The sequence below is a fragment of the Streptomyces sp. NPDC029526 genome, from assembly GCF_040637405.1.
In the GTDB taxonomy this organism is placed as follows: domain Bacteria; phylum Actinomycetota; class Actinomycetes; order Streptomycetales; family Streptomycetaceae; genus Streptomyces.
Map to the genome: position 1 here is coordinate 170,791 of NZ_JBEZWE010000010.1, position 24,045 is coordinate 194,835.

19 protein-coding genes are annotated in these 24,045 nt (G+C 74.4%); 13 read left to right on the forward strand and 6 right to left on the reverse strand.

Going from position 1 to position 24,045, the window contains the following annotated elements; translation table 11 throughout:
* Positions 1 to 418 precede the first annotated feature (418 nt).
* From AB0F01_RS21590 to AB0F01_RS21635, 10 genes are all read left to right on the forward strand, one after another.
* The gene (locus tag AB0F01_RS21590) at positions 419 to 4,426 is read left to right on the forward strand and encodes a HAMP domain-containing protein (protein ID WP_362098059.1); all 4,008 of its coding nucleotides are present in this window, start codon (positions 419 to 421) and stop codon (positions 4,424 to 4,426) included.
* 118 nt (positions 4,427 to 4,544) lie between these two features.
* On the forward strand, positions 4,545 to 6,920 hold the full coding sequence (locus tag AB0F01_RS21595; protein WP_362098212.1) for a SpoIIE family protein phosphatase: 2,376 nt from the start codon (positions 4,545 to 4,547) through the stop codon (positions 6,918 to 6,920).
* A gap of 439 nt (positions 6,921 to 7,359) precedes the next feature.
* A complete protein-coding gene (locus tag AB0F01_RS21600) occupies positions 7,360 to 7,761 on the forward strand; it encodes an STAS domain-containing protein (RefSeq protein ID WP_362098062.1) in 402 nt (133 codons plus the stop codon).
* A 151-nt stretch (positions 7,762 to 7,912) separates the two neighbouring features.
* The gene (locus AB0F01_RS21605) at positions 7,913 to 8,812 is read left to right on the forward strand and encodes an STAS domain-containing protein (RefSeq protein ID WP_362098064.1); all 900 of its coding nucleotides are present in this window, start codon (positions 7,913 to 7,915) and stop codon (positions 8,810 to 8,812) included.
* Positions 8,809 to 9,234: an STAS domain-containing protein gene (locus AB0F01_RS21610; RefSeq protein ID WP_362098066.1), complete on the forward strand. Its 426-nt coding sequence runs from the start codon at positions 8,809 to 8,811 to the stop codon at positions 9,232 to 9,234. Before AB0F01_RS21605 ends, AB0F01_RS21610 begins: the two co-directional genes overlap by 4 nt.
* Complete coding sequence (locus tag AB0F01_RS21615; protein ID WP_362098067.1) at positions 9,234 to 9,674, forward strand: anti-sigma regulatory factor; 441 nt, start codon at positions 9,234 to 9,236, stop codon at positions 9,672 to 9,674. Before AB0F01_RS21610 ends, AB0F01_RS21615 begins: the two co-directional genes overlap by 1 nt.
* Positions 9,674 to 10,792, forward strand: a complete 1,119-nt coding sequence (locus tag AB0F01_RS21620) for an ATP-binding SpoIIE family protein phosphatase (protein WP_362098069.1) — start codon at positions 9,674 to 9,676, stop codon at positions 10,790 to 10,792. The genes AB0F01_RS21615 and AB0F01_RS21620 overlap by 1 nt, the downstream gene beginning before the upstream one ends.
* Positions 10,789 to 12,498, forward strand: coding sequence for a SpoIIE family protein phosphatase (locus AB0F01_RS21625; RefSeq protein ID WP_362098072.1), 1,710 nt, complete (start codon positions 10,789 to 10,791; stop codon positions 12,496 to 12,498). Before AB0F01_RS21620 ends, AB0F01_RS21625 begins: the two co-directional genes overlap by 4 nt.
* A 184-nt stretch (positions 12,499 to 12,682) precedes the next feature.
* Complete coding sequence (locus AB0F01_RS21630) at positions 12,683 to 14,059, forward strand: NAD(P)/FAD-dependent oxidoreductase (protein ID WP_362098075.1); 1,377 nt, start codon at positions 12,683 to 12,685, stop codon at positions 14,057 to 14,059.
* A 79-nt stretch (positions 14,060 to 14,138) separates the two neighbouring features.
* Entirely contained in the window at positions 14,139 to 16,376 is a 2,238-nt protein-coding gene (locus AB0F01_RS21635; protein ID WP_362098078.1) for an FUSC family protein, read from the forward strand.
* Positions 16,377 to 16,748: 372 nt separating this feature from the next.
* Here the strand turns inward: AB0F01_RS21635 and AB0F01_RS21640 are convergent, their stop codons facing one another.
* The 5 genes from AB0F01_RS21640 to AB0F01_RS21660 all read right to left on the reverse strand — a co-directional run bounded on the left by AB0F01_RS21640 (position 16,749) and on the right by AB0F01_RS21660 (position 20,252).
* On the reverse strand, positions 16,749 to 17,177 hold the full coding sequence (locus AB0F01_RS21640) for a hypothetical protein (protein ID WP_362098081.1): 429 nt from the start codon (positions 17,175 to 17,177) through the stop codon (positions 16,749 to 16,751).
* An 84-nt stretch (positions 17,178 to 17,261) separates the two neighbouring features.
* Positions 17,262 to 18,098, reverse strand: coding sequence for a DUF1206 domain-containing protein (locus tag AB0F01_RS21645; RefSeq protein WP_362098084.1), 837 nt, complete (start codon positions 18,096 to 18,098; stop codon positions 17,262 to 17,264).
* Positions 18,099 to 18,245: 147 nt separating this feature from the next.
* Positions 18,246 to 18,521, reverse strand: coding sequence for a DUF5133 domain-containing protein (locus AB0F01_RS21650; RefSeq protein WP_362098087.1), 276 nt, complete (start codon positions 18,519 to 18,521; stop codon positions 18,246 to 18,248).
* Positions 18,522 to 18,724: 203 nt separating this feature from the next.
* Entirely contained in the window at positions 18,725 to 19,588 is an 864-nt protein-coding gene (locus AB0F01_RS21655) for a SigB/SigF/SigG family RNA polymerase sigma factor (protein WP_362098090.1), read from the reverse strand.
* A 217-nt stretch (positions 19,589 to 19,805) separates the two neighbouring features.
* Entirely contained in the window at positions 19,806 to 20,252 is a 447-nt protein-coding gene (locus tag AB0F01_RS21660) for an ATP-binding protein (RefSeq protein ID WP_362098093.1), read from the reverse strand.
* Positions 20,253 to 20,412: 160 nt separating this feature from the next.
* Here AB0F01_RS21660 and AB0F01_RS21665 point away from each other — a divergent pair, with 160 nt between their 5' ends.
* The 3 genes from AB0F01_RS21665 to AB0F01_RS21675 all read left to right on the forward strand — a co-directional run bounded on the left by AB0F01_RS21665 (position 20,413) and on the right by AB0F01_RS21675 (position 23,148).
* A complete protein-coding gene (locus AB0F01_RS21665; protein WP_362098096.1) occupies positions 20,413 to 20,631 on the forward strand; it encodes a hypothetical protein in 219 nt (72 codons plus the stop codon).
* A gap of 211 nt (positions 20,632 to 20,842) precedes the next feature.
* Positions 20,843 to 22,321, forward strand: coding sequence for an ornithine decarboxylase (locus AB0F01_RS21670; RefSeq protein ID WP_362098098.1), 1,479 nt, complete (start codon positions 20,843 to 20,845; stop codon positions 22,319 to 22,321).
* A gap of 368 nt (positions 22,322 to 22,689) precedes the next feature.
* Positions 22,690 to 23,148, forward strand: coding sequence for a cyclic nucleotide-binding domain-containing protein (locus AB0F01_RS21675; RefSeq protein ID WP_362098101.1), 459 nt, complete (start codon positions 22,690 to 22,692; stop codon positions 23,146 to 23,148).
* A 220-nt stretch (positions 23,149 to 23,368) separates the two neighbouring features.
* Here the strand turns inward: AB0F01_RS21675 and AB0F01_RS21680 are convergent, their stop codons facing one another.
* Complete coding sequence (locus AB0F01_RS21680; protein WP_362098103.1) at positions 23,369 to 23,986, reverse strand: LysE/ArgO family amino acid transporter; 618 nt, start codon at positions 23,984 to 23,986, stop codon at positions 23,369 to 23,371.
* Between the last annotated feature and the right edge of the window lie 59 nt (positions 23,987 to 24,045).

The window sequence follows — 24,045 nt, forward strand, 5'->3', positions numbered from 1 at the left end:
GTGACGGTTCCGTGGAGCCGGCGGCGCGGGGGGCGCGCGGTCGGATCTGCGCGGTCCGCGCGACTCACAGCACCGGATACCCGGCTCCGGGCCTGCGCATACACCGTGTCAGGTCCGGGAAACCCGAGTGCTTCGACATCCCGTCGGAACGCCCGGCCGCGCGGACCCGAAACCGGTCCGATTACCCCCTCACGCCCCGGTCATGCCTGCCGTCCGTCCCTTCTTCCGGCTCGCTCCCGCACGGGTGCCCGCGCTTTGGTCCGGGCCCGCGAACTGGGTTAGCCTTCGGCGTATTTCTCATCTGGCGAAGCCGTGAACTGCACAAACGCGGGCACGGCTGCCGGGTCGCGCGGCGGCCCGGCAGGGGTGGTCGAGTTCCCGTCGGCGGGGACTCCCGGGGAGCGGAACGAGGGTGCGCATGACCAGCGGCAAAAGTCCCGAGAGCACCGAGGCGGTGCCCGGGGACCAGGAGCTGCTCCGGCTGCTGGCCGGGCTCACGGCGGTGCGGGACGGGGACTTCGGCACCCGGCTGCCCGACGACGCCGACGGACTCCTGGGCGACATCGCCAAGGTGTTCAACGGGATGGTGGACCAGCTGTCGGTCTTCACCTCCGAGGTCACCCGGGTGGCGCGCGAGGTCGGCACCGAGGGCACCCTGGGCGGTCAGGCGCAGGTGCCGGGGGTCTCGGGCACCTGGGCGGACCTGACCGACTCGGTGAACGCCATGGCGGGCAACCTGACCTCCCAGGTCCGGGACATCGCCCAGGTGGCGACCGCCGTCGCGCAGGGCGACCTGTCGCAGAAGATCGACGTCGACGCGCGCGGCGAGATCCTCCAGCTGAAGAACACCATCAACACGATGGTCGACCAGCTCTCCGCCTTCGCCGACGAGGTCACCCGCGTCGCCCGCGAGGTCGGCACCGAGGGCCGCCTCGGCGGCCAGGCGGACGTGAAGGGCGTCAAGGGCACCTGGCGCGACCTCACCGACTCGGTGAACTTCATGGCGGGCAACCTGACCGGCCAGGTGAGGAACATCGCACTGGTCGCGACCGCCGTCGCACAGGGCGACCTGTCGCAGAAGATCACGGTCGACGCGCGGGGCGAGATCCTGGAGCTGAAGAACACCATCAACACGATGGTCGACCAGCTCTCCGCCTTCGCCGACGAGGTCACCCGCGTCGCCCGGGAGGTCGGCACCGAGGGCCGCCTCGGCGGCCAGGCCCAGGTGCGGGGCGTCTCCGGCACCTGGAAGGACCTCACCGACAACGTCAACGTGATGGCCTCCAACCTGACCGGCCAGGTCCGCTCCATCGCCCAGGTGGCCACCGCCGTGGCCCGGGGCGACCTGTCGCAGCGGATCACCGTGGAGGCGGCGGGCGAGGTCGCCGCGCTGGCCGAAGTGATCAACACCATGGTCGACACCCTGTCGGCGTTCGCCGACGAGGTCACCCGGGTCGCCCGGGAGGTCGGCACCGAGGGCCGCCTCGGCGGCCAGGCCCACGTCTCGAACGTGGCGGGCACCTGGCGCGACCTCACCGACAACGTCAACTCCATGGCGAGCAACCTCACCGGCCAGGTCCGCAACATCGCGCTCGTCACCACGGCGGTGGCCCGCGGCGACCTGTCGAAGAAGATCGACGTGGACGCGCGCGGGGAGATCCTGGAGCTGAAGACGACCATCAACACGATGGTCGACCAGCTCTCCGCCTTCGCCGACGAGGTCACCCGCGTCGCCCGCGAGGTCGGCACCGAGGGCCGCCTCGGCGGCCAGGCCGAGGTGGAGGGCGTCTCCGGCACCTGGAAGCGCCTGACGGAGAACGTCAACGAGCTGGCCGGGAACCTCACCCGTCAGGTGCGGGCCATCGCCGCCGTGACCAGCGCGGTCGCCGAGGGCGACCTGACCCGGTCCGTCGACGTGGAGGCGTCCGGCGAGGTGGCCGAGCTCAAGGACAACATCAACTCGATGGTGGAGTCCCTGCGCGAGACCACCCGCGCCAACCAGGAGCAGGACTGGCTCAAGACGAACCTGGCCCGGATCTCCGGGCTGATGCAGGGCCACCGCGACCTGCCCGTGGTCGCCGAGCTGATCATGGACGAGCTGGTGCCGCTGGTGTCGGCGCAGTACGGGGCCTTCTACCTCGCGGAGGACGGCGACGACGGGCCCGAGCTGCGGCTCGTCGGCTCCTACGGCTACCCCGACGACCTGGAGCGGCCCGCCCGCATCGCCTTCGGCCGCACCCTGGTGGGCCAGGCGGCGCGCAGCCGCCGCACGATCATGGTGGAGGACCTGCCGCCGGACTACGTCACCATCTCCTCCGGTCTGGGCCGGGTGGTGCCGACCGCGCTGGTGCTGCTGCCCATCGTGATGGAGGGGCAGGTCCTCGGCGTCATCGAGCTGGCCTCGGTGACCCCGTTCACCCAGATCCACCAGGACTTCCTGACCCAGCTGATGGAGACGGTCGGCGTCAACGTCAACACCATCGTCGCCAACGCCCGGACCGACGAACTGCTCGCCGAGTCGCAGCGGCTGACCGGCGCGCTGCAGGAGCGGTCCGCGGAGTTGCAGGTGCAGCAGGAGGAGCTGCAGCGCTCCAACGCCGAGCTGGAGGAGAAGGCGTCGCTGCTGGTGGCGCAGAACCGGGACATCGAGGCGAAGAACCTGCAGATCGAGCAGGCCCGGCAGGAGCTGGAGACGCGGGCCCAGCAGCTGTCGCTGGCGTCCAAGTACAAGTCGGAGTTCCTGGCCAACATGAGCCACGAGCTGCGCACCCCGCTCAACAGCCTGCTCATCCTGGCGCAGCTGCTCTCCCAGAACCCCTCGCGCAACCTGACCCCGAAGCAGGTCGAGTACGCGCAGATCATCCACTCGGCGGGCTCGGACCTGCTGCAGCTGATCAACGACATCCTCGACCTGTCCAAGGTCGAGGCGGGGAAGATGGACGTCAGCCCCGAGCGGGTGGAGCTGGGCCGGCTCATCGAGTACGTCGAGGCCACCTTCCGGCCGATGACGATGCAGAAGAGCCTGGACTTCACGGTGACCACCGCCCCGGGCGCGCCCGCGGACCTGCTGACCGACGACTCGCGGCTGCGGCAGGTGCTGCGCAACCTGCTGTCGAACGCGGTGAAGTTCACCGAGCGGGGCAGCGTCGAGCTGCGGATCGAACCGGCCGCGGAGGACGAGGTGCCGGCCGGCGTGCGCGGTCACGGCGCGGTGGTGGCCTTCCGGGTCCGCGACACCGGGATCGGCATCCCGGAGCAGCACCTGGAGACGATCTTCGGGGCGTTCCAGCAGGCGGACGGGACCACCAGCCGCAAGTACGGCGGCACCGGGCTGGGCCTGTCCATCACCCGCGAGATCGCGCACCTGCTCGGCGGTGCGGTGAGCGTGGACAGCGTGCCCGACCAGGGCAGCACCTTCACCCTGTTCCTGCCGGTGGCCCGGCCGGACTTCGAGGACCTGACGCGCGCCCCCGGCGCGGGGGTGCCGGGCGACGCGTCCGTGCTGCCCGCCGACGCGCCGTCCCGGCCGGTCCCGGCCCTGGAGAGCGGTGGCGGCGCGCAGCGGCGTCCGCGACGGCTGCTGGTGGTGGAGGAACGCCCGCGCGGGCTGCTCACGCTGGTCGCGGAGAGCGTCGTCCAGGACGTCGCCGGGGCCCGGGGCCACGGGGGAAGCCGGCCCGTGGTCGACATCATCACCGCCGTCGGCGCCCAGGAGGCGGCCGGCGCCCTGGCGGCGGAGCCGTGCCACTGCGTGGTGCTGGAGCTGGGCATGGAGGGCGAGGCGGCCCGCTTCCTGGAGGCGCTGCGGGGCGACGCCGCGCTGGCCGCCGTCCCGGTGCTGGTGCACAGCGGGCACCGGGCGGACACCGCCATGGAGGACACGCTGCGCTCCCGCTCCGCGGGGACCGCGCTGGAGTTCCTCTCCAGCCTGGACGAGCTGCGGGAGCGCATCGCGCTGCACCTGTCCGCCGAGGAGCCCGGTGACGTGCTGTCCCTGGTCCGGCCGGACGACCCGCAGCGGCAGACGCCGGACCCGGTGGTGGACGTCTCGCACGCCGGCCGCACGGTGCTGGTCGTCGACGACGACGCGCGCAACCTGTTCGCCCTCAGCGGGATCCTGGAGCTGCACGGCTTCCGGGTGCTGCACGCGGAGAACGGGCGTCGGGGCATCGAGACGCTGATGGCCAACCCGGACGTGGCGCTGGTGCTGATGGACGTGATGATGCCCGAGATGGACGGGTACACCGCGACGGAGGAGATCCGGGCCCTGCCGCAGTACGCGGAGCTGCCGATCATCGCGGTGACCGCGAAGGCGATGCCCGGGGACCGGGAGAAGAGTCTCGCCTCGGGCGCCAGCGACTACGTCACCAAGCCGGTCGACACGCACGCCCTGATGGCGTGCGTCCGGCGCTGGCTGCCGGCGTGAACCGCCCGCGCCCGTCCCACCGCGCCCCAGGTCCCCGCAACCGAGGAGCATCCGCACCGTGAGCACCACCGACCGGCCGATCCTGCCGCCGCACGAGGAGCCGCAGGGCGGCTCCGGCCTGCCGGCGGCCGCGCACCGGGCCGGGCCCGCCGGAGTGGCCGCGGACTCCCCCGTGGGGCGGCTCGCGGCGACCGTGGACCGGCTGAGCCGGGAAGTGCGGGCCGCACAGGCGGAGGCCGAGGGGCGGGCCCTGCTGGAACTCGCCAAGGGCATCCTCGTCGAGCGGCTGCAGTGCGGTCCCGCGCAGGCGGCCCGCCAGCTCGCCGAGCTGACCGAGCAGGCCGGGACCACTCCGCTGGAGTTCGCCGTCGAGGTGATCAACCAGGCGGCACGGGACCGGATGTCGGAGGTGACCAGCGCGTTCCTGGCCGCCACCCGGGCGGCCGGGGAGGCGGAGAGCGAGGCGGCGGCCGCCGTCCGGCTGCGGGCGGCGGAGAGCGGGGTGCTGGCCGCCGACGACACCCAGGCCGTCGCGGAGTCCCTGCTCCAGCACGCGCTGCGGCCGATCGGGGCGACCGCCGTGGCCATCTGGTCGGCGGGCTTCGACGGCTCGCTCACCCTGGCGGGCAGCGCCGGGTTCTCCCCCGCGGAGGCGGCGCGCTGGCGGTACGTGCCGCCGGACGTGGCGACGGTGGCCCGCTCGGGTCTGACCGAGCGGGACGGGCTGTGGATCACCTCGCTGTCCGACACGGGCCTGCCCAGCGTCGGCCGTCACCAGCATCCCGACGGGGGCCGGGCCGCCGTGCCCGCCGGGACGGGCGGCCGGATCCACGGCGTGCTGGAGATCGCCTGGCCGGCGCCGCTGCCAGAGCAGCCGCCGCAGATAGTGCGCCAGGTGGAGGCGCTGGCGGAGCTGTGCGCGCACACGCTGGAGACGTACACGGCGCCGGGCGACCCGGCCCAGCCGCCGCGGGTACTGCCGGACGCCGCCGAACTGATGGACCTGGCCGACGGGCTGCAGGACCCGGCCCTCGTCCTGGTGCCGCACCTGGACGCCTCCGGGAACCTGGTGGACTTCCGCATCCAGCACGTCAACGGCCGCTTCCAGGACCCGGCGGGCCGCTCCCGGGCGATGATCAACGGGGCGCTGCTGCTGGAGGCGTACCCGCTGGCCGCCGGGGAGAGCGGGCTGTTCCAGCGGATCGAGCGGGTCTACGCGACCGGTGAGCCGTTCCGGGCCCGCCGGACCAACCTGACGGCGCTGGTCGACCAGGTGCCGCTGTCGGCGGTCGCCGACCTCAGCATCAGCCGGCACGGCTCCAGCGTGCTGTTCATCTGGCGGATCGAGGACGAGGCGGCGCGGCTGGCGAGCCTGCTCCAGCACGCTCAGCGCCTCGGCCGGATCGGCGGGTTCGAGGAGAACCTCCTCACCGGGGAGATCACCTGGAACGGCCAGCTGTTCGACCTGTACGGGCGCCCGCCGACGAGTCTGCCGGTGGCGCTGGAGGACCTTCCCGCGCACGCCCACCCCGACGACGCGGTCCCTATCGGCCGCTTCCTGCGGACCCTGATGCACCACGGCCGGCCCGCCTCCGCGGCCTTCCGGCTGCAGCGCCCCGACGGGGTGACCCGGCACATCCGGGTGGTCGCCGAGCCGGTCACGGACACCGACGGCCGGGTGCTCACGGTGCGCGGCGCCTACCAGGACGTCTCGGCCCAGCACTGGACCGAGGTGGCGCTGGCCGCGACCCGGGACCAGCTCGCGCACACCGAGCAGCACGCCAGCGAGCGGGACCGGCTGGCGCTCCAGCTCCAGCAGGCCATCATGCCGCCCACCCAGGCCCCGCTGCGGGTGCCGGACCTCTCGGTGGCGGTCCGCTACCGGCCGGCGGAGGCGGAGCAGCTGGTGGGCGGTGACTGGTACGACGCGGTGGTCCTGCCGTCGGGGCTGGTGCTGCTGTGCGTGGGCGACGTGGCCGGGCACGGCATCGAGGCCGCGACCAGCATGGTCGTGCTGCGCAACGCGCTGCGCGGGCTGGCCGTCACCGGGGCGGGGCCGGGGCAGCTGCTGTCGTGGCTCAACATCGTGGCCCACCACCTGACGGGCGCGGTCACCGCCACGGCCGTCTGCGGGCTGTACGACCCGGACGTGCGGAGCCTGCGCTGGGCCCGCGCGGGCCACCTGCCGCCGGTGCTGGTCCGCGGTGACGGTGCCGCGCCGCTGCCGACGGTCAAGGGGCTGCTGCTCGGTGCGGTGCCGGAGGCCGACTACGAGGAGGCGGAGGTGACGCTGGCGGCCCAGGACACGCTGCTGATGTACACCGACGGCCTCATCGAGCGCCGCGACCGGACCATGGAGGAGGCGCTGACCCAGCTCCTGACCACGGTCGGCACCGCCCCGAGGTCGCTGGACCAGCAGCTGGACCGCATGCTCACGCACAGCAGGTCGGACACGGACGACGACACCTGCATCGTCGGCATCCGGGTGGGCTGAGACGGGGACGGGGACGGGGGCGCCTGGGGTGCCCCCTGCCGCCGGCGGGGGCCTGCCGGAGCCGCGCGGCCCTCGCCTGGCCCGGGGCCGGGTCCTCCCGTCCCCCCGCCGGGGCCCCGGGGCCGGCTCCGCCCGTCCCCCGGCCGGACCCCGCGTCCGGGTCCGCCGTCCCCCGCCGTCCCGGCCGGGTCCGATTCCGTGCGGGTGGTGCCGGGCATGAAACGCGGATCAGGGGGTACGCGCGGCTGCGCGGTGCGACTCGGCCGGGAGCGAAGGAGTGCGGATGGCAGGCGGCACAGGGGTTTCGGGCCCCGCAGCGGGGACGTGTCCTTGCAGGTCGTCGCCGTTGAGAGCTTGATCACTTCCGCGTCCCGGCCCCGTACCGCGTGGCCCCCGGGGTGACCCCCGCCCCGGACGTCCGTACTTGTTGGAGGTACCCGTGCCCATTGCCCAGAACCCGCTGTCCGTCGAGGTGACCCTGCCGCGCGAGGACGTCGCCCTGCTCACGGTGGAGGGGTACTTGGACGTCGACACCGCGACCGAGTTCCAGCACCACCTGGCGAACCAGCTCCACCACGGCCGGCGCCACTTCCTGCTCGACCTGTCGGCCGTGCCCTTCATGGACTCCTCCGGCATGAACATCATCCTCCGCGTCTACCAGGAGGCCCGGGAACTGCCGGGGAGCGTGCACATCATCTCCCCCACGTCCGCGGTGCGACGCATCCTGGACCTGACCGGGGTCAGCATCACGGTCCCCGTCTCGGAGAGCGTGGACGAGGCGCTGGAGCGCGTCGACGGGATGCGGGACGGGGCCGCCCCCCGGGAGGACCCCGAGATCTGAGCGGACCGGCCCGGCGAGCGAGGACCGGGCACCTCACGAGCAACACCACCACCCGACGGCGTGCCGCCGGCCGGTGCGGGCGGCCGGCGGCCGCACGGCCCGGTCGCCGCGCCCGCACGCGGGGGACATCGAGACGACGAGGAGAAGACAGGTGCCGGAGCACGAGGCGGACGGGGCGCTCGGGACGCCGTCGCACGAGGTCGCGGACTTCCTGCGGCGACGACGGGAGCAGATCGCCCAGCGGTGGGCGGACGAACCCCTGTTCCGTACGGTGTTCACCGTCTCGCGGGACGAGGCCGTCGAGGCGGGCCGCACGGTCGTGGACGCCCTGGCCGTGGTCGCGGAGGCGGGGAAGGTCGAGGACCCGGACGCGGCCGGATTCAGCGGGGTGCGTGAGCAGCTCGCCCGGATGGGGGCGTCCCGGTCGCGGGCCGGGCTGTCCTCGACGCAGGTGTCGGCGGAGCTGTCCGCCCTCTGGCCGCCCGCCGAGAACCTGCTGGTCGCGGACCTGGAGCAGGCGGAGCCCGAGCGGCTGCGGAGCTGCTCGACCACGCTGAGCCGGCTGATGGGGACGCTGCGGCTGGTCGCGATGCAGACGGCGCTGACCGAGGGGCAGGCGCTCATCGACCGGCAGCGGCTGCAGCTGATGGAGGTCGCCACTCCGGTGATCAAACTGTGGGACGGGATCGTGGCGGTCCCGCTCATCGGCACGCTGGACAGCGCGCGCAGCCAGGTCGTGATGGAGACCCTGCTGGACGCGGTGGTCGAGCAGCGCGCCCGGTTCGCGATCCTCGACATCACCGGGGTGCCCACCGTCGACTCGCTGGTGGCGCAGCACCTGATGAAGACCGTCGCGGCGGCCCGGCTGATGGGCGCGGAGTGCGTGGTCTCCGGCATCCGGCCCGCCATCGCGCAGACCATGGTCCACCTCGGGCTGGACCTCGGTTCGGTCCTCACCCGGGCGAGCCTCGCCGACGCGCTGGGCTACTGCCTGCACGAGCTGGGCGCCGACATCGTGACCGCCTCCCCGACGGCCGAGGGGCGGCGGTGAGCGCACACCCGTCGCACGGCGCCCCGGGCCAGGTGGCCGTGCCCGTCCTGCGGCTCGGCGACGTCCTGCTGGTCACCCTCCAGGGCGACCTGTACGACAGCACGGCACAGCAGCTCCAGCAGGACCTGGCGGAGACCATCGTGCGCAGCGGGGTCACCGGGGTCGTCATCGACATCTCCGGCGTGGAGATGATCGACTCCTTCCTCGGCCGGGTGCTCGCGGAGATCGCGGCGCAGACCGAACTGCTGGCCGCGCGGACGGTCGTGGCGGGCATGCGGCCGGCGGTCGCGATCACCCTGGTCGAGCTGGGGCTGACGCTGCCCGGCCTGCGCACGGCGCTGAGCACGGAGGTCGCGCTGGAGATGCTCTCCCAGCCGGTCGTACGGTCCCGTCCGGGCGGCAGGCGCGGGGAGGGCGCGTAATGGACACGTCGGCGGGCGTGGATGCCTGCTTGCCGATCCGGTCGGACATGGACCTGGCGTGGGTGCGCCAGCACGTGCGGCAGTCGGCGGCCGCGCTCGGGTTCGGGCTGGTGGACCAGACGAAGCTGGTCACCGCCGCCAGCGAGCTGGCCCGCAACACGCTGGTGCACGGCGGGGGCGGCCGGATGGAGAGTTCCGCGATCAGCACCGCGGGCGTCGCCGGGCTGCGGCTGGTCTTCGTCGACGACGGCCCGGGCATCGCGGACCTGGACCGGGCCCTCAGCGACGGCTACACCTCGGGCGACGGCCTGGGCATGGGCCTGGGCGGGGCCCGGCGCCTGGTGCACGACTTCGCGGTGGACAGCTCCCCCGGGTCCGGAACCACCGTGCGGGTGACATCCTGGGTGTCCGGGCCTCCCCGGACGCGGGAGGACGTCTGATGCCGCGCGTGTGGGAGGTGCCGGTGCGGGACTCGACCCGGGTGCGGGACGCCCGTGTCGCCGCCGAGGAGGCGGCAGCCGTGGCCGGACTGGACGAGCGCCGGACCGCCGCGGCGGCGCTGGTGGCGACCGAGCTGGCCACGAATCTGCTGAAGTACGCGGAGGGCGGGACGATTCTGATCGACGTGGTGGATCCGCCCGTGCTGCCGGAGGGCCCCGCGACCCGGTCCGTGCAGATCGCCGCCCTCGACCACGGGCCGGGCATCCCGGACGTGCCCGCCGCCCTGCGGGACGGCTACACCACGACCCGTTCCCTGGGGGCGGGGCTGGGCACCTGCCGGCGTCTGTCCGACGACTTCGCGGTGCACAGCGCGCCGGGCCGGGGCACCGTGGCGGTGGCCCGGCTCTCCCGCGGCCCGGCCCGCGGTGCGGCCGGGCGGTCCCCCGGCCCGCTCGCCTCTCCCCCCGGTCCCGGCGGGACCGGAGGGACCGGCGGGTGGCGGGCGGCGGGCGTGCGGGCCGGCGGCGTGAACGTCCCCTACGCCTCGGCCACCCATTCCGGGGACGCGTGGGCCTGGCACCGCGACGGCGACCGCTGCACCCTGCTGCTCGCCGACGGGCTGGGCCACGGCACCCAGGCCGCGCGGGCCTCGACGGCCGCGGTGGACACGCTGCGCCAGTGGGCGCACCTGCCGCCCGGCGAGATCCTGGGCCGGCTGCACGAGGCGCTCACCGGAACCCGGGGGGCCGCCGTCGCGGTCGCCCAGGTGGACACCCGCACCGAGCGGCTGCGGTTCTCCGGGATCGGCAACGTGGGGGCCCGGCTGCGCGAGGGCGACCGGTGGCGGGCACTGCTGTCGAGACCCGGCATCGTCGGCGTCCACCGCCCGGGCCGGGTACGGGAGGACGACCTGCCCTGGACCGGAGACAGCCTGCTGATCCTGCACAGTGACGGCCTGCCCAGCCGCTGGAGTCCCGCCCCGGACGCCGGACGCCCGGCGACCGACCCGGCGGTGACCGCCGCGGTGACGATCCGGGACGCGAGCAGTTCCGCCCTGCCGGTCCGGGACGACACCGCCGTGGCCGTCCTCGCCCCCGACCCCCCGGACCGCCCATGACCCGGACCTGGCAGATCACCGGCCCCGCCGACGCGGCCGGCGCGCGGGCCGCCGTGACGCGGACCGCCGCGCGGTGCGGAGTGCCGGCGGTCGAACGGGCCCGGCTGGCCGCGTCGCTCACCGAGCGGCTGCGGCGCTGCCTGGCCAAGGGGGGCACGTGGGTGCTCACCCTGGAGCTGCCGTCCGCCGGTCCGGCCGCGGGGTCGCTGCGCGTGGTGGTGACGCCGCCGCGGGACCTCGCCGAGGCCGGGGAGATCCCGTGGGAGGTGGCGGTCGCCGCGCCCGACGTGGGACAGGCCGCGGACCTCGGGTCGGAGGGGGCCGCGGACCTGGCCGAGGCGCTGCTGGACGCCGACGAGGACACGGCCGCGGTGCTGGACGAGCTGACCGCGCAGGAGGCGCTGGTCGCCTTCCACCGGGAGGAGCTGCACCAGACCAACCAGGGCGTGCTCGCGCTCCACGCCGAGCTGGACGTCGCCGGGCGGGCGCAGCGCACGGCGTTCGCCGCGGAGCGCAGGGCGCGCAAGGAGGCGGAGAACGCCCGCCGCCGGCTGACGTTCCTGGCGGACGCGAGCGCCGTGCTGAACGCCTCGCTGAACCTCGACGAGATCGTGCGCCGGCTGCCGGAGCTGCTGGTGCCGTCGTACGCCTCGTGGGTCGACGTGTGGCTGTTCGACGACGAGAGCGAGCAGGTGCACCCGGCGTCCCACGCCGCCGCCGCGGTCCGCGCCGCCCGCACCGGGCGTCCGCAGTACGCGGCGCCCCACCCCGGCGGGCTGCCCGGGGTCGACGACCACCCCCCGTCGGCGCTCGACCCGCAGCGGCCGCTGCTGTGCGTGCCGCTGCTGACCCGCCGGGCCCCGCTGGGCGTGCTGACCCTGTCGCCGCCCGGGGAGCGCTGGGCGCCCGACGACGCGGTGATGCTGATCGAGCTCGCCCGGCGGGCCAGCATCGCCCTGGACAACGCGCGGCGCTTCGAGCACAACCGTGACATCGCTCAGACCCTGCAGCGCGCCCTGCTGACCGAGCTGCCCCACATCCCCCGGCTCAGCCTCGCCGCGCGCTACCTCCCGGCCACCCACGGGCTGAACATCGGCGGTGACTGGTACGACGCGTTCCGGGGCCCGGACGGCAGCCTGATCACCGTGGTCGGTGACGTGACGGGGCACGGGCTGCACGCGGCGGTGATGATGAGCCAGCTGCGCACCGCGCTGCGCGCCTACGCCGTCGACGGCAGCAGCCCGGGCCGGCTGCTGACCCGGCTGCACCAGTTCCTGCACCAGCTCCAGCCGGACCTGTTCGCCACCGCGGTCATCGCGCGGTTCCACCCGGACGAGCCGACACTGACCTGGGCCGCCGCCGGCCATCCGCCGCCGGTGCTGCGGCTGCCCGACGGGCGGGTGCGCATCCTGGACGCCAAGCCGGGCGCGATGCTGGGCATCCCGCTGCACCAGGAGATCGCCGACCACACCGAGCCGCTGGCGCCCGGATCGACGCTCGCGCTGTACACCGACGGGCTGGTGGAGCGGCGCGCGCAGGGCATAGACCCCGGGATCGCGCGGCTGTCGGCGGCGCTCGGCTCCCTCGGCAGCGGCGACCTGGACGCCGATCCGGACGCGTCCGCGGACCGGCTGCTGAGCCCGCTGCTCAGCGATTCCGAACGCGACGACGACATCTGCCTGCTGCTCTGTCACCTGCACGGGTGAACGGCGGCGGCGCTGCCGTTCGCGGGGCCCGCTCCCGCCGCTCCGTGCGGGCCCCCGCCCCGTCTCCCGCGCCGCCGGCCGCCTCTCCCGGTGCGCACGCGCGTGCCTGCGGGCATCGTGGTGCGATACGGGGGCACGCGAAGGGCGTCGACGTACGAGGCAGGACACACGCAGCCGGAGAGGGATGACCACCGTGACTCGACCCAGGATCCTGGTTGTGGGCGCAGGCTTCGCCGGAGTGGCGTGCGTCCGGCGGCTGGAACGCAGGCTGGCGCCCCACGAGGCGCGCATCACGCTGGTGACGCCGGTCTCCTACCAGCTCTATCTCCCGCTGCTGCCCCAGGTCGCCTCCGGCGTGCTGACCCCGCAGTCGGTCGCGCTGTCGCTGCGCCGGAGCACCAAGTACCGCACCCGGATCATCCCGGGCGGCGCCATCGGCGTGGACCTGCGGGCCAAGGTGTGCGTCATCCGCACCATCACCGACGAGATCGTGAACGAGCCGTACGACTACATCGTGCTGGCCCCCGGCAGCGTCACCCGGACGTTCGACATCCCGGGGCTGACGGACCACGCCTTCGGCATGAAGACGCTGGCCGAGGCCGCGTACATCCGCGACCACGTGATCGCCCAGCTCGACCTCGCCGACGCCAGCCACGATCCGGCCGAGCGCGCGTCCCGGCTGCAGTTCGTGGTGGTCGGCGGCGGCTACGCCGGCACGGAGACGGCGGCCTGCCTGCAACGGCTGACGCACGCCGCCGTCGAGCGCTACCCGAGGCTGGACCCGGGTCTGATCAAGTGGCACCTGATCGACATCGCCCCGAAACTCATGCCGGAGCTGGGCGAGAAGCTGGGCCGCAGCGCGCTGGAGATCCTCACCCGGCGGGGCATCGAGATCTCGCTCGGGGTGTCCATCGCGAAGGCGGGCCCGGAGGAGGTCACCTTCACCGACGGCCGGGTGGTGCCCACGCGCACGCTGATCTGGACGGCCGGGGTGGTGGCCAGCCCGCTCATCGCCACGCTCGGCGCCGACACCGTCCGGGGACGGCTCGCGGTCACCGCGGAGATGACCCTGCCCGGCTACGACGGCGTGTTCGCGCTCGGCGACTCGGCCGCGGTGCCCGACCTGGCGAAGGGCGAGGAGGGCGCCGTCTGCCCCCCGACCGCCCAGCACGCCCACCGCCAGGGCCGGACGGTGGCCGACAACGTCATCGCGACCCTGCGCGGCCAGCCGCTGCGCCGCTACACCCACCACGACCTGGGACTCGTGGTCGACCTCGGCGGCACCGACGCCGTCTCCAAGCCGCTGGGCGTCGAACTGCACGGGCTGCCCGCGCAGGTGGTGGCCCGCGGGTACCACCTGGGGGCGCTGCGGACCGGTGTCGCCAAGACGCGGGTGCTGACGAGCTGGCTGCTGAACTCGGTGGCGGGCGACGACTTCGTCCGCACCGGCTTCCAGGCGCGCAAGCCGGCGAAGCTGCGGGACTTCGAGTTCACCGACGCCTATCTGACGCCGGACCAGGTGCGGGCCCACGTCGAGGAGGAGGGCCGCCCGGTACGGTGATCCGGACGGTGGTCCGGACGGTGCGGCGGGCCGGGCCGGGTTCCGGTCCGCCGCGGGTGACAGGAGAGAGTGCGGGGGCGTGAAGGCTGCGGGACGACCGGCGCGGACCGGGCTGCGGGAGCGCTTCGTGGCGTCCGACCCGGGACTGCTGCGACTGACGGCCGCGCTGCGGACCGTGGGGGCCCTCGCCCTGACCCTGGCCGTGCTCGGCCTCGCGGGCGCGTCGACCAGCCTCATGGTGGCGGGGGCCATCGCCGCGATGGTCTCCACCTTCTCCATCCGGGAGCGGCAGCGGACGGCCCAGGCCGTCACCCTGGCCCTCGGTCTGCCGGTGGCCTTCGCGTCGGTGTCGCTGGCGGCGCTGCTCAGCGAGCGGGTCGTGGTGGGCGACCTGTGCTTCGTCGTCCTGATCTTCTGCGCGGTCTACGGGCGGCGGTTCGGCGACCGGGGCACGGCGCTGGGGCTGATCGCCTTCCAGGTCTACTTCCTGTCCCTGTTCGTCGGCGCGGATCCCGGCGGGCTGCCCGGCCTGTGGGCGGCCATCGCGGTGGCGTTCGCGTGCAGCGCCCTGGCGCGGTTCGCCCTGGTGCCGGTGACGCCGACGGGCCTGATGGGGCGGCTGCGGGACGCCTTCCGGGCGCGGCTGGCGCAACTGGTGACCGCCCAGCTGACGCTGCTCGACGCCACCCCCGAGCAGGCCGACAAGGCGCTGGAGGACCTGCGGGAGGGCACCGCCCGGCTGCACGAGACCGCCCTGATGATCCAGTCCCGGCTGGAGGAGGGCACCCCGGACGAGTCGACGGCCCGGCTGGTGCAGCGCCGCATCGCGGAGGCGGAGATCGCCGCCGAGCGGCTCGGCCTGCTGCTGCTGTCGGCGCGCAGCGCCCAGCGGGCGGACACCCTCACCCTGCACCTGCCGGGCGCGCCGGCGCCCGAGGTGGGCCGGCTGCCGGGACCGGACGAGGCCGTGGCGTCCCTGCGCCGGGACCTGCTGGCGCTGCGCACCCTGATCCTGCACACCGGGGCGCAGGGAACCGCGGTGGCCCACCTGCGCAACCGGCTGCTCGCCTACCGCGACGAGGAGAACCTGCCGCCCGCCTCCCGCGCCGTCCAGGACGTCTTCCGTGCCGTCGGTGAGACCGCGCGGGCCGTCATGGGGCTGCGGATCGCCCTGGACGGACCGCAGGACGAGTCGGACGACACCCCCTCGACCACCCGCTCCCGGGAGGAGCTGGACGCCGAGGACGCCGCCATCGACGCCCCGGCGGAGCCCGACGACGAGGAGACGGGGCTGCGGCGGCCCACCACCAGAGCGGCCGTGCAGGTGGCGGTGGGCTCGTCACTGGCGATCGTCGGCGGCGAACTGCTGTCGGCGCACCGCTGGTACTGGGCCGTCCTCACCTGCTGGATCGTCTTCATCAACACCGCGTCGACGGGCGAGATCCTGGTCAAGGGCTACCGGCGGCTGCTGGGCACGGTGTTCGGCGTCGTCGCCGGGATCCTGCTGGCCGCCGTGGTGGGCCGGAACACCTGGGCGGCGTTCGCCCTCGTGCTGCTGCTGATCTTCGCGATGTTCTACACGGCGCCGCTGTCCTACACGCTGATGTCGTTCTTCGTGACCGCGATGCTGGGCCTGCTGTACACCCTGCTGCACACCTACAGCTGGGAGGTGCTGGTGCTGCGCCTGGAGGAGACGGCGCTGGGGGTGGCCTGCGGGGTGGTCGCCGCGGTCCTGGTCCTGCCGATCCGCACCGACCGGCGGACCAACGAACTGCTGGGCACCGTGCTGGAACGGCTCGCCGAGGTGACGGAAGCGGCCGCCGCGCAGCTCAGCGGCGGGGACGTGACGGACCTGCTGGAGAAGGCGCGGGAGCTGGACCAGGCGCTGGGCGACCTGCGCTCGGCCACCAAGCCGCTCACCCACCCGGTCACCCCGATGCGGGCCCGGCGCGCCAACGCCCGGTACGTGGTGGCCCTCCTGGAGACCTGCGCCTACCACGCCCGGGCCCTGGCGGCGACGGCCGAGCTGCTGCCCGCCCACCCGTCCATCGCGGCGGACCCCCGGCTGAGCGGGGCGGCGGGGCGGACGGTGCGCAACATCCAGGCGATCGCCGCCCGGGTCGCGGAGGAGGACACCACCGCGAAGATCGAGACGGGTCCGAGCATCGCGTCCCTGCTGGAAGGGGTGGCCGCGGACGGCACCCCGCGGTTCGGCCGGGTCACCGACCGCGTGCTGCGGCACCTGCAGCGGCTGGACGAAGCCGTGGTGGGCCTCGCCCGCCCGCTGGAGGTGCCGCTCGCGCAGCAGGACGGGTGAGGACGGGCGCCGGGCGCGTGAGGTCGGTGACCGGCGGTCGGTGCCTCGGAGGGCGGTGCGCCCGGGGGGACGGGGCGCCTCGGAGGGCGGTGTGCCCGGAGGGACGGGGCGCCCGGGAGAGCGGGGCGCCCGGGAGGGGGTGCGTGTCCGGCGGCCGGGTCACCGGCCGTGCGTGCCACCAGGCAGGACCGCGGCGAGCCGGCGGCGGGCCCGTACGACGGCCCGGCGGCCGGTGGCCCGGCGGCGGCGGACGGCGCCGGCCCGGACGCCGGATGCAGGCGGCCGGGCCGGGATCGTACGGGGCCGGTGTCGGTCGGTGCGGTGTCGGGCCGGTGCGGCGCGGGTCGTGCGACCGGAGGGGCGTCGGGTCCCTCAGAAGTCGGTGGGCAGCCCGCTGGCGGCGGCGATCCCGCGCAGTTCCTCGTTCTGCCGGTGCCGGTCCCTGATGTAGTCCGCGATCTCTCCCAGGCGGGAGGGGTCGGCGGCGGTCTGGGCGTCGGTGACGACACGCACCGGGCCGGTGTCGTCCACCTCGAGTTCGACCACCTCGTTGTCCAGGCGGCCGGTGACGGCGGTCGCGATGACGAGGGCGGCCTCGTCGCGGACCTCCTGGGGCAGTTCGTCGTCCCCGCTGTCGAGGGCGAGGTCGAGGCCGGAGAGACGATGCTCCTCGATCGCCTCCAGGACCGGCTCCACCACTCGGAGCAGAAGCCGGTAGTCCTCGGTGTCCATCCGGACGCGCAGGAGGTCGAGGTAGACGTCCACGGGCCGGCCTTCCGGGGGTATCTCGGATTCGCTCATGACACCCGGGTTCCCCACAAGCGGCCCGCCATACGGGCGCCGCCGCACCGGGGTGCGGCGGCGCGGCCGTGGGGCGCGGTGCCGTCAGACGCGGCGCCAGCGGGCCAGGGCGAAGGAGAACGCGCCGAACAGCACGAGTCCGGCGGCGACGGCCACCAGCAGCCACGGCCCGGCGGGGGTGTCGGCGAAGCTGCGGAGCGTGTCGTCGAGGCCCTTGGCCCGGTCGGGCTCGTAGTCGACGGCCGCCCGGACGGCGAACGCCCCGGCCGCGGCGAACACCAGGCCGCGGGCGATGCCGCCGCCCACGCCGGTCACGTCCACCAGGGTCCGGGCGCGGCGGCTCAGCTCGCCCAGGCGGAGCTGGTCGTGGTACTTGCGGCGGGCGGCGCGTACGCCGATCCACACCCCGGCGCCGGCCACCACGGCGCCGCCCAGGGCGACCAGCCACGGCCCGGCGGGCAGTTCCAGGGCCCGGGCGGTGACGTCCCGGGACTGGCGGTCGCTCGAACCGCTGCCGTTGCCCCGGTCCAGGGCGAAGGCCAGGACCGAGAAGGCGACGAACGTGTAGAAGCCGCAGCGGGCCGCGGAGGTGAGCCGTTTGCGGGCCTTGCGGCCGTTCTTGCCGGCGGCGCCGAAGAGCGCTTCGGTCAGGCGCCACACGGCCATGCCGACCAGTCCGATGCCGAGCGCCCACAGCAGGACGGCGCCGAACGGCTTGTCGGCGAGTTCGGCCAGGGCGCCGCCCCGGTCGGCCTGGCGTTCCCCGTCGCCGAAGGCGATCCGCAGCGCCAGCACGCCGACCAGCAGGTAGATGACGCCCCGGGCGGTGAGGCCGGCGCGCGCGGCGCCTTCGCGTACCGAGCCGTTCGCGGCCCGCCGGGCGTCCGTGCGGCCTCTGCGGGCCAGCGTGCCCATGTTCATGTGTGCCCCCCACGTCGGTTCCTGCGGCCCCGCTCCGGGGGCCGCGCTTCGAGATGTCGGCAGACCTGCGGATGCCCCGGTCTCCGGCGCGCACACGTGGGGCGCCGGACGGCGGTCCGGCGCCCCACGTGTCGGACGTCCGCGCTCTCAGTCGGCCGCCAGGGCCGCGGGGCGGGGGCGCGCCGTGTCGGCGGTGGTCCCGAGCCCCTGGTGCGCGGTCTTGTCGGCGGTGGTCCCGAGCCACTGGTGCGCGGTCTCCAGTGCCCGTCGCACGTCCCGGGTGCCCGTGGACACGCACAGCGTGTAGGCGAGGTCGCGCACCCGGGGGTTCGGCCCGGCGGGGCCCGGGAGGGTGTCGGCGCCCACGAGGGCCTCGTACTCGTCGACGAGACGGCGCAGCACGACGGGGTGTGGCTTCAGCATGGGTTTCGTTCTCCGGTCCGTGGGACGAGGACGTCCGTGTCGTACGGGGGTGGGACGTACCGCACGGGCCGCGCCGGGCGGTACGTCCGGGCGGTCCGTGCAGGCGGTGCGTGCAGGTGGTTCGTGCGGGGGGTGCAGTGGTGCGGGTGGTCGGTCCGTGCGGCTGAGGCGGTCGCTCGCTCGCCCGGCCGCCGCCCGGGGGGTCAGGCGCCGGGCGTCCGGCCCGTGGAGCCGTGGCGGCCGGGGCGCTGCCCCATCGCCTCGGCGCGCACCCGGGCACAGCTGCGGCTGATCAGGCGGGAGACGTGCATCTGGGAGATGCCCAGCCGGTCGGCGATGCGGCTCTGGGTCATGTCCTCGAAAAACCGCATGTAGAGGATGGCGCGCTCGCGCTCGGGGAGACGGCGCAGGCCCTCCTTGGCCGACTCGCGGTCGATGACCGTGTCGTAGGAGCCGTCCGAGGCGCCGAGCGTGTCGGCCAGGCTGTAGCCGTCGTCCTCGGCGGACAGCTCGGCGTCAAGGGACAGGGTGCTGAAGCTCTCCAGCGCCTCCATCCCGGCCCGGACCTCGTCCTCGGTCAGCCCGGTGTGGGCGGCGAGGTCCGCGACGGAGGGCTCGGGGCTGCCGGGGTTCTGGGTCAGTTCGCGACGGGCGACCCGGACCTTGTTGCGCAGTTCCTGTACCCGGCGCGGCACCCTGAGGGCCCACATGCGGTCCCGGAAGTGCCGCTTGACCTCGCCCGTGATGGTGGGGACGGCGTAGCTCTCGAAGGCTCCGCGGGACGGGTCGAAGCGGTCGATGGCCTTCACCAGGCCCAGCGCGGCGACCTGGCGGAGATCCTCGACGGACTCGCCGCGGTCGCGGAAGCGGCCGGCGATGCGGTGCGCCATGGGCAGCCACGCGGTGACGAGCTCGTCGCGCACGGCGTCCCGCTCCGGCCCGTCCTCCAGGGCCGCCAGGCGGCTGAACAGGGCGGCGGTGTCAGGGGCGTCGTCGTGCCGCCTGCGACTACGGGCCGTCTCGGCGGGCTGGGTCACGGGGCGGGCGGCCGGGGTGTCTATGAGCATTGCGGTATCGCTCCCGAGCGGTGGTTGGGGGGTTCTACCGCGGGACGCCGACGCCGGGGACACCCGGAGGGAGTCCACAGCAGTCACAGTGGTCCCGCTGGCGCGCCTCCGGTCCGAAGCACGAAACTCCGGTTGCCCCGCCCCCAAACGAACAAACACCCCTGTGCCGGACAATCGTCGGAAGCGTTCCGGAGCCTGGTGACGTCGGGCCGGGACGTCAGGAGAGGGGCACCACGGCGGTGATGCACTTGCCGCCGGTGGGCAGGTCGGCGACGAGCACGTCGCGCGAGAGGCGGCAGACGATGGGCCAGCCGTGTCCGCCGGGCCGCCGGCCGCCCCGGGCCCGCTCGGCCGCGGTGCGGGTGACCGGCAGCTCGTCGCTGCGGTCGCTCACCGAGACACGGACCGACGGTCCGGTGACATCGACCCGGACCTCGGTGACGCCGCCGCCGTGCAGGATGGCGTTGGTGGTCAGTTCGGACGCGACGAGCAGCGCGTCCGAGAGTGCGTCGGCGTCGCACGACGCGTGGGAGGTCCGGCACTGCTCGGACACCGCGCGGGCGACGGCTTCCCGGACATCGCCCGGCCGGCACGGTGACGTGCGCCGGACCGGGCCGTCGTCCGGCGGATCGGCAACGGGCAGGATCGTATGCGCCTCTCGCATCCTCGGGCTCCTGGTTCTCGCTCGGATCGGCGGCCCGCCCGGACGGACAGATGCCGCGTACTTCCTTTTTCGGCTCACCTGTCCCGGTGGCGGCAAACCTCCCGGACCCCATCCGGGCGCCGCTGTCATGCGGTCGGCAGGCCGGGGTACCCGGCCCGACATGGCGGATGTGGTGGACTCGGACGAACTGTTGCGGCGCATCCAGCGGGCGCGGGCCTGCGCGGCGCAGGAGGAACGGGCACTACGGACCGGGGGCGGCCCCGGAGCGGGCGGCGGCACGGACGCCGGCGACACCGAGGCACGCAGAGTGGCCTACGAGGTGGTCCTGCGCGTGCTGGACGAGATCCTCACCCCGGGCCGGCGCACGGTGCGCGACTGAGGCGGGAGCGCGCGCCGGCCGGGAGCACGCGCAGGCAACGGCCGCGAGCACGGGCGGCGGTAGGCGCGGGCAGGAGCGCGGAGGGCACGGAAGCGGCGCCGGGACCTCGGAAGGCAGCGGGCCGCAGCAGCGACCGCGGGCGGCGGGGCAAGCGGCCCAGGGGAACGCGGACGGGCGGAATGGCTCCGTGCCGCCCGGGCACCCGGCGCGCATGACTGCCGATCACCACCGGGCACCGGTTCTCGAAGCACTGCAGGAGTACCGCCGTACGGGGCAACTGTCCTTCACACCCCCGGGTCACAAGCAGGCCCGTGGCGCCGACCCCGAGGTGCGCGAGGTCCTCGGCGACGCGGTGTTTCTCGGCGACGTCCTGGCGATCGGCGGCCTGGACGACCGGCTCACCCGGGGCCGCGTGCTGCAGCGGGCCCAGGAGCTGATGGCGGACGCGGTGCACGCCGACCACACCTTCTTCAGCACCTGCGGCAGTTCCCTGTCGGTCAAGGCGGCCATGCTCACGGTGGCCGGGCCGCACGAGAAGCTGCTGATCGGGCGGGACGCCCACAAGTCCGTGGTGTCGGGCCTGATCCTGTCCGGCATCGAACCGGTGTGGGTGGAACCCCGCTGGGACGCCGAGCGGCACCTCGCCCATCCACCGTCGGCCGCGGAGTTCGAGCAGGCGTTCCAGGATCATCCGGACGCCCGCGGCGCGCTCATCACCAGCCCCACCCCGTACGGAGCCTGCGCCGACCTGGCGGCCGTCGCCGAGGTCTGCCACCGGCGCGCACGTCCGCTGATCGTGGACGAGGCGTGGGGTGCCCACCTCCCCTTCCACCCGGATCTGCCGTCGTGGGCGATGGACGCGGGTGCCGACATCTGCGTGACCAGCATCCACAAGATGGGCAGCGGTCTGGAGCAGGGATCGGTCTTCCACCTGCGCGGGGACCTGGTGACACCGGCGCTGCTCGGGATCCGGGCCGACCTCCTGGACACCACGAGCCCTTCGGTCCTGATCCACGCCGGCCTGGACGGCTGGCGGCGACAGATGGCCCTGCGCGGCGAGGAGCTCATGGGCGCCGCGCTGGAACTCTGCGGCGAGGTGCGCGCGGCCGTCGAGGAGATCGACGGGATGCACGTGAACGACCGCGCCGACTTCTGCGGGCCCGGCCGCGCGGACGACTTCGACCCGCTCCCTTGCGTCATCGACCTCGACGGACTGGGCGTCAGCGGGTACCGGGCGGCCGACTGGCTGCGTGAGCACCGCGGCGTGGACGCCCATCTGGTCGACCACCGCCGGATCGGCATGCAGATCACCCACGCCGACGACCGGGAGACGGCCGGTCAGCTGCTGTCCGCACTGAAGGACCTGGCGCGGGCGGCACCGGAACTGCCGCGCGGGTCCCGCGTCGAGGTGCCCGACCCTGGCGAGCTGCGCCTGGAGCAGGTCCTGCTGCCGCGCGACGCGTTCTTCGGCCCGGCCGAGGAGGTTCCCGTCGGCGAGGCCGCCGGCCGGGTCGCGGCCGAGATGATCACCCCGTACCCGCCGGGCATCCCGGCGATCCTGCCCGGCGAGCGGCTGACCGAGCCCGTACTGCGCTACCTGCGGACGGGCCTCGACGGGGGCATGTTCCTGCCCGACCCGACGGAGCCGTCGCTGGAGACCGTCCGGGTCGTCGACGAGCGTACGGGGTGAACGCCCCCGGCCGGCGAGGTCCCGCCCCCGGCACCGGACCGGGGCCACGGGAGTGAAACAGGTCACGTGACCGGGTTCCGGCTCCACATATGGACGGTGGTTGGTTTATCGTTCATCTACACGTGGTCACGGAGTCGACGCCCGGTCCTCCGGCACCACTTCATACGGCCCTGGCTGGTTTCCCCCGTCCAGCCAGGGCTTTTTCATGCCCGCTCGGCGTACCCCACCTGACCCCTTCCGCTCCCCGACGTGCCCCGGAGGCCCGGGGCGGCTCCCATGGAAGAGGAAGAAGCGGGAGAAGAGGGGCAAAGGCGAGCAAAGGCGGGTATGAGCCCCGGAACCGTCCGTACGGCTAGGAGCGCCGCGTCATGACCCAAGCGATCAAACTCCTGACCGTCCTCCCTCCCGACCAGCGCGAGCGCCTGATGCGCATCGCCCGGGAGGTCCACTTCCCCGAGGACGCCCGGATCTTCGAGGCAGGCGGCACCGCCGACCGCTTCTGGGTTCTCCGGTCCGGCGCCGTGTCCCTGGACCAGCGGGTCAACCACCTGCACCGCACCACGGTCGCCGGTCTCGGCGCGGGCGACCTCCTCGGCTGGTCCTGGCTCTTCCCCCCGTACCGCTGGGACTTCGGCGCCGTGGCCTTCAGCCAGGTACGCGCCTACGAGTTCGACGCGGCGGCCGTGCTCGACCTGTGCGAGCAGGACCCACGGCTGGGGCTGACCCTGGTGCGCGGGGTCGCGGAGATCCTCGCCCAGCGGCTGGAGATGACCCGCGGCCTGCTGCTGGAGCAGTACGCGCTGCACCGGCGGGGCGTGGTGCCGTAGGCGCGGCCCCGGCAGCGGGCCGGGCGGCGCGGGCACGACAGCGATGACGGCCCGCCGACGGGATGCGCGCGGTACGGCCCCGGCGACGGCGCTCCCGACGGGCTGCCCGCCATGGCCATCGCGCCGGCGGGCGGGCCGTGCGCCGCTGGTGCCATGGTGGCCCGACGGCCAACGGGCGACGGGCTACGGCGACGGGCGACGGTCCGGTCGTTCGGCTCCGTCAGGCGCCGGCCAGCAGGCTCACCCCCAGGACGATCATGGTCGCGGCGACCAGGCCGTCCAGCACCCGCCAGGCCGCGGGACGTGTGAGGAAGCGGCTCAGCAGCCGGGCGCCGAAGCCCAGCGCGGCGAACCAGCAGACACTGGCCAGCACGGCACCCAGGCCGAAGGTCCAGCGCAGCGGACCGTGATCGGCGGCCACCGAGCCCAGCAGGAACACGGTGTCCAGGTACACGTGGGGGTTGAGCCAGGTCAGCGCGAGGCAGGTGAGCACCGCCCGGCGGCGCGAGCCGGCCGCCTCCCCCTCCGTGCGCAGCCCCTCCGCCTCCGGCCGGACGACCCGGCGCGCCGCCAGGGCGCCGTAGCCGAGCAGGAACAGCCCGCCGATCCAGCCCACCGCCGTCAGGGCCCCCGGCCACGCGACCACCACCGCGCCGATGCCCGCCACGCCCAGGGTGATCAGGGCCGCGTCGGAGAGGGCGCAGATGCCGACGACGGCGAGGACGGCGTGGCGGCGGACCCCCTGACGCAGCACGAAGGCGTTCTGGGCGCCGATGGCCACGATCAGGGACAGGCCGGTGCCGAAGCCGGCGGCGGCGGTGGTCAGGCTGCTGGTCATGGGAAAGAAGCTAGTCGCGAGGGGTGTGTGCAGTACACCTAAGGATTCTTACGTACCCT

Bases quoted from the DNA above. Each gene is read 5' to 3' on its own strand.
- AB0F01_RS21590 (WP_362098059.1), top strand. From the start codon at position 419: ATGACCAGCGGCAAAAGTCCCGAGAGCACCGAGGCGGTGCCCGGGGAC.
- AB0F01_RS21615 (WP_362098067.1), top strand. From the start codon at position 9,234: ATGGACACGTCGGCGGGCGTGGATGCCTGCTTGCCGATCCGGTCGGAC.
- AB0F01_RS21620 (WP_362098069.1), top strand. From the start codon at position 9,674: ATGCCGCGCGTGTGGGAGGTGCCGGTGCGGGACTCGACCCGGGTGCGG.
- AB0F01_RS21625 (WP_362098072.1), top strand. From the start codon at position 10,789: ATGACCCGGACCTGGCAGATCACCGGCCCCGCCGACGCGGCCGGCGCG.
- AB0F01_RS21630 (WP_362098075.1), top strand. From the start codon at position 12,683: ATGACCACCGTGACTCGACCCAGGATCCTGGTTGTGGGCGCAGGCTTC.
- AB0F01_RS21640 (WP_362098081.1), bottom strand. From the start codon at position 17,177: ATGAGCGAATCCGAGATACCCCCGGAAGGCCGGCCCGTGGACGTCTAC.
- AB0F01_RS21645 (WP_362098084.1), bottom strand. From the start codon at position 18,098: ATGAACATGGGCACGCTGGCCCGCAGAGGCCGCACGGACGCCCGGCGG.
- AB0F01_RS21650 (WP_362098087.1), bottom strand. From the start codon at position 18,521: ATGCTGAAGCCACACCCCGTCGTGCTGCGCCGTCTCGTCGACGAGTAC.
- AB0F01_RS21655 (WP_362098090.1), bottom strand. From the start codon at position 19,588: ATGCTCATAGACACCCCGGCCGCCCGCCCCGTGACCCAGCCCGCCGAG.
- AB0F01_RS21660 (WP_362098093.1), bottom strand. From the start codon at position 20,252: ATGCGAGAGGCGCATACGATCCTGCCCGTTGCCGATCCGCCGGACGAC.
- AB0F01_RS21665 (WP_362098096.1), top strand. From the start codon at position 20,413: ATGGCGGATGTGGTGGACTCGGACGAACTGTTGCGGCGCATCCAGCGG.
- AB0F01_RS21670 (WP_362098098.1), top strand. From the start codon at position 20,843: ATGACTGCCGATCACCACCGGGCACCGGTTCTCGAAGCACTGCAGGAG.
- AB0F01_RS21675 (WP_362098101.1), top strand. From the start codon at position 22,690: ATGACCCAAGCGATCAAACTCCTGACCGTCCTCCCTCCCGACCAGCGC.
- AB0F01_RS21680 (WP_362098103.1), bottom strand. From the start codon at position 23,986: ATGACCAGCAGCCTGACCACCGCCGCCGCCGGCTTCGGCACCGGCCTG.